Source organism: Mycobacterium sp. (assembly GCF_049683355.1).
GTDB lineage: Bacteria > Actinomycetota > Actinomycetes > Mycobacteriales > Mycobacteriaceae > Mycobacterium.
The window spans coordinates 1-4,779 of the sequence record NZ_JBAUJB010000201.1; the positions used below are offsets into that span (position 1 = coordinate 1).

At 68.3% G+C, this 4,779-nt stretch carries 4 protein-coding genes; 2 read left to right on the top strand and 2 right to left on the bottom strand.

Annotated elements, in window-relative coordinates:
* Positions 1-443, bottom strand: a 443-nt coding sequence (locus WA944_RS12095) for an alpha/beta hydrolase (RefSeq protein WP_526646977.1), incomplete at its 3' end; no start/stop codon positions are given.
* A gap of 32 nt (positions 444-475) precedes the next feature.
* Positions 476-2,653 (bottom strand): acyl-CoA dehydrogenase family protein, encoded by a 2,178-nt coding sequence (locus tag WA944_RS12100; protein ID WP_526646978.1) that lies wholly within the window; start codon positions 2,651-2,653, stop codon positions 476-478.
* 168 nt (positions 2,654-2,821) lie between these two features.
* Here WA944_RS12100 and WA944_RS12105 point away from each other — a divergent pair, with 168 nt between their 5' ends.
* Both WA944_RS12105 and WA944_RS12110 read left to right on the top strand, forming a co-directional pair.
* Entirely contained in the window at positions 2,822-4,045 is a 1,224-nt protein-coding gene (locus WA944_RS12105; protein WP_526646979.1) for an alpha/beta hydrolase, read from the top strand.
* 24 nt (positions 4,046-4,069) lie between these two features.
* On the top strand, positions 4,070-4,779 hold a 710-nt coding region (locus WA944_RS12110; protein WP_526646980.1), incomplete at its 3' end, for a wax ester/triacylglycerol synthase family O-acyltransferase.

The window sequence follows — 4,779 nt, forward strand, 5'->3', positions numbered from 1 at the left end:
GCGCTGGCCCCACCGACCGCCACCCTCGCCGGGTCGACCGAGGGCAGCGCGGCCAGCCAGGTCAGCGCCGAATAGCAGTCCTCGACGGGCGCCGGGTACGGGTGTTCGGGCGCCAACCGGTAGTCCACCGAGGCGACGGTGGCGCCGAGCTCGCGGGCGAACCTGCGGCACAGCACGTCGTCCTGGGCAGCGTCACCGATCACGTACCCGCCGCCGTGGATCCACAGCAGTGCCGGGCTGCGCCCTGAGGCGCCTTCGGGACGGTACAGCCGCACCCCGACGCCCGACGGGAGGGTGAGCACCTCGACATCCTCGGGTGCATTACGCCACATCAGCCGGCTCGCCGCCCGGATGAACGGCAGGGTGAGCGGCGTGATCATCTGTTTAGGCAGAAATCTGGCGCTGCGTCGCAACTCGGGGTGGAAGTCCGGAACCGTCTTCATGCTGGGCACCTGAACAGTATGCGCATCGCCTCTCACCGCAGCAGCGGATCGCGGGGCAGGCCGAGGATCCGCTCGGCGATGGTGTTGCGGGTGATCTCCGAGGTGCCACCGGCGATGGTCATCGCGCGGTTACCCAGATAGCTGCGGGTCAGCTGCGGTGTCTGCTCGACCACCGCGGCCGTGCCGGCCAGTGCGAAGCCCAGCTCGGTGAGGCGCTGACCCGACTCGGCGACCAGCAGCTTCGTCACATTGCCCTCCGGCCCCGGCTCGGCGCCTGCGATGGCCCGGCTGGCGCGGCGCAGGTTGAGCAGCCGCAGTGCGTGGATCTCGGCGATCACCTCGCCTGCCTGCCGGCCGTACATCGTGGCCGTCGCAGGCGAACTGTCGAGAAGTTCGACGAGGTGGCCCGGGGTGGTGCCGCCGATGGCGCCCGATCCGCCGCCGATGGAGACCCGCTCGTTGCCCAGCGTCGCCCGCGCCACCAGCCAGCCCTTGTTCACATCACCCACCACATCGGAGTCCGGCACGAACACATCGTCGAAGAAGACCTCGTTGAAGTGTGCGTCGCCGGTGATGCCCCGCAGCGGGTTGACCGTCACCCCTTCGGATTTCATGTCGATGGCCATCATCGTCACCCCGGCGTGCTTGGGGGCGTCGAAGTCGGTGCGCACGGTGGCCAGACCCCACTGGCACATGTGCGCCAGGCTCGTCCACACCTTCTGTCCGGTGATCCGCCAGCCGCCGTCCACCTTCTTGGCGGCGGTGCGCACCGCCGCGGCGTCCGAACCCGCGCCGGGCTCGGAGAACAGCTGACACCACATGACCTGGCCCCGCAGCACCGGCTCCACCCAGCGCTCGCGCTGGTCTTCGGTGCCGGCCTGGGCGATCGTCAGCGCCACCCAGCCGGTGATCCCCATGTCCGGGCGGTCGATGTCGGCGAACTCCTCTTCGATCACGAGTTGTTCCAGGACGTCGGCGCCGCGGCCCCACGGCGTGGGCCAGTGCGGGACCAGATAGCCCGACTCGACGAGAGCGTCGCGCTGCTGATCCGTCGGCAGCGCCTTGACCCTCGTGGCCACCTCGCGCGCTGCGCTGCGGTGGTCGTCGGCTTCGGGGGGCAGCGTGAACGACGCGCCGTGGGCCTGGCCGCTGCGCTGTCCCTCGACGACGTCGAGGAGCGGGTCGGCGCCGTCGGCCATCAGCGCCGCCAGCATGCGCGCTCTGCGCAGATACAGGTGGGCGTCGTGCTCCCACGTGTAGCCGATACCGCCGTGGAGCTGAATATTGTTCTGTGCGTTGAACACCTGGGCATGGATCGCGTGCGCGGCGGCGACGGCCGCGGCGAACCAGGCGCTGTCCAGGTCGTCGGCGCGGGCTGCGTCCCAGGTGGCCGCAGTGGCCACCTCGGCGGCGACGAGCATGTTGGCGGCGTGGTGCTTGACGGCCTGGAAGGTGCCGATGGTGCGCCCGAACTGTTCGCGCACCTTCGCGTAGTCGACCGCCATGTCCAGCGCAGCCCAACTCACTCCGACCGCCTCGGCCGAGGCCAGGATCCGGAACACCGTCCTGGCGTTGCGCGCGGCCCCGCGCAGCACGCGCTCGGTGGGGACGGTGACGTCGTGCAGCACGACGGACCCGACAGTGCGGGTGGTGTCCAACGCGTCGAGGCCGCTGATGGTGACCCCTTCGGTGCCGGCAGGCACGATCACGACGTCGTCGCCGGCGATCAGCACCAGGACGTCGGCGTCCGGCGCGCCGAGCACAGCGGGGCACTCCCCGGTGACCACCAGGTCGGAACCCACCGCAACCGAGCCCGACACGCCGAGCGCCGCGACCGTCTCACCGCCGGCCAGGCCGGGAAGGAACTCGGCCCGCAAGGGTTGCGGCGCACACCGGTCGATCACCACCGAGGCCGCCACGGTGGGCAGAAACGGTCCGGGACACAGCTGGCGACCCTGGCATTCCAGCACCACGGCCAGCTCGGCCAACCCGAAGCCGGACCCGCCGACGTCCTCGCCGACCGCCAGTCCGGTCCAACCCAGCTCGGCGGCTGCCGACCAGATGTCGGACGGATGCGTCGACCCGCCCTCGAGTGACGCCCGGGCGGTGGTCAGCGTTGCCAACCGGGTGAGCTGTCCGCCGGCGGCTTCGGCCAGGTCCTGGTGATCGTCGGTGATGGCAAGCCTTGATGCGGTCGCGCTCTTACTCACGGTGGAAACCCTCTTCGGTGGATTTGACAGTTGTCAACGAAGTTATCGTGCCTGGCGGCTGAGGCAGGATCTGTGAGAGAGATCACAGATCGGTCACGGCGGAAACTTGAGTAGACAACTTCGCTCAAGGTGTCGTTTGGCTTTTGTGCATGGGGGTACGCTCGCGAAATGACGGAACGACCGGAGATCCGGTACCCCGGGCCGACGCTCACCACGCGCTTGCAATGGTTGCTGAAGGCCGGTCCTTCCGATCATCTCCTGGCCATGAGCGTCGCTTCGGCATCGTTGCCGGTCATCGGCAAGCACCTCGAGCCGCTCGGTGTCCTGACCGCCGCCGCCATCTGGGGTTCCCGACACGCACCGGACTTCCTCGGCGCCACCGCACGATCGCTGTTCAAGCCCTCGGACGCCGAACTCAAGCGCCGGGAGCGGGAAAGCACCAACGCTGTGAGCGAAGCGGCGTTGCGCGGTCTGGTCTCGAACAAGGACCTCGACATCGAATGGCCGCAGCCGGAGCGCACCCCGCCGTTCTGGAAGATGCGCGAGCACCGTCGTCACGTACACCGGACGTCGGTGCGGTACGGCACGCGACCCACGCAATTGCTCGATGTGTGGCGGCGCGACGACCTGCCCGATCAGCCCGCGCCGGTGCTGCTGTTCGTGCCCGGCGGGGCGTGGGTGCACGGCAGCCGTTTCCTTCAGGGCTACGCGCTGATGTCGCATTTGGCCGAGAAGGGCTGGGTGTGTCTGTCCATCGACTACCGGGTCGCACCGCACAATCCGTGGCCGGCCCACATCATGGATGTCAAGGCGGCGATCGCCTGGGCCAGGGCCAACGTCGACAAGTTCGGCGGCGACCGTAACTTCGTCACGATCGCCGGCACCTCGGCAGGCGGTCATCTCGCCGCGCTTGCGGGCCTGACGGCCAACGACCCTGAATTGCAGGGTGAACTGCCCGACGGTTCGGACACCTCGGTGGACGCGGTCATCGGTATCTACGGTCGCTACGACTGGGAGGACAAGTCGACCGTCGAGAGGGTGCGGTTCGTCGACTTCCTCGAGCGGGTCGTGGTCAGGCGCAAGATGTCCAAGCACCCCGACGTGTTCCGCAAGGCCTCGCCGATCGCCCGCGTGCATGCCGAGGCGCCGCCGTTCCTGGTGGTGCACGGCACCGGTGACAGCGTGATCCCGGTCGCCCAGGCGCGCAGCTTCGTCGACCGGCTCAAGGCGGTGTCCCGTTCGGTGGTCAGTTACGTCGAGCTGCCGGGAGCCGGCCACGGTTTCGACATGATGGACGGAGCCCGCACCGGTGCGGCATCGACGGCAATCGGCCTGTTCCTCAACCATGTTCACCGAAACAGAAGCCTCATCGGAGCCAAAGAGGTTATATAGGCCTCCGGGTAGGAGGTTGTTGTCGTGAAGAGGCTCAGCGGGTGGGACGCTGTCTTGCTGTACAGCGAGACGCCGACGGTGCACATGCACACGCTGAAGTTGGCGGTGATTCAACTCGACGATCTCGGCGGGGCGAAGTTCGGCGTCGAAGAGCTGCGCAAGGTCATCCACAGCAGGCTCTACAAACTCGACCCGTTCCGCTACGAACTGATCGACATCCCGTTCAAGTTCCATCACCCGATGTGGCGGGAGAACGCCGAGGTCGACCTCGACTACCACGTCCGCTCCTGCCGTGTCGATGCGCCGGGCGGCCGCCGCCAACTCGACGAAGCGGTCGGCCGGATCGCCAGCACCCCGCTGGACCGCAGTCGTCCGCTGTGGGAGATGTACCTGATCGAGGGCCTGGCTGAAGGCCGCATCGCGGTGCTCGGCAAGATCCACCACGCCCTGGCAGACGGCGTCGCCTCGGCGAACCTGCTGGCACGTGGGATGGATCTGCAGGACGGACCGGCGCCGGAGCGGGATTCCTACGCCACCGATCCCGCCCCGTCGAAGGGCGAACTGGTGCGCACGGCGTTCACCGATCATCTGCGCCAGATCGCCAAGTTCCCGTCCGTGGTGCGCTACACGGCTGAGGGGGTGAGCCGGGTGCGCAAGAGCTCCCACAAGCTGTCGCCGGAACTGACCCGCCCGTTCACGCCGCCGCCGTCGTTCATGAACCACATGGTCGACGC

Coding starts and splice junctions, on each gene's coding strand:
- WA944_RS12105 (WP_526646979.1), top strand. CDS start 2,822: ATGACGGAACGACCGGAGATCCGGTACCCCGGGCCGACGCTCACCACG.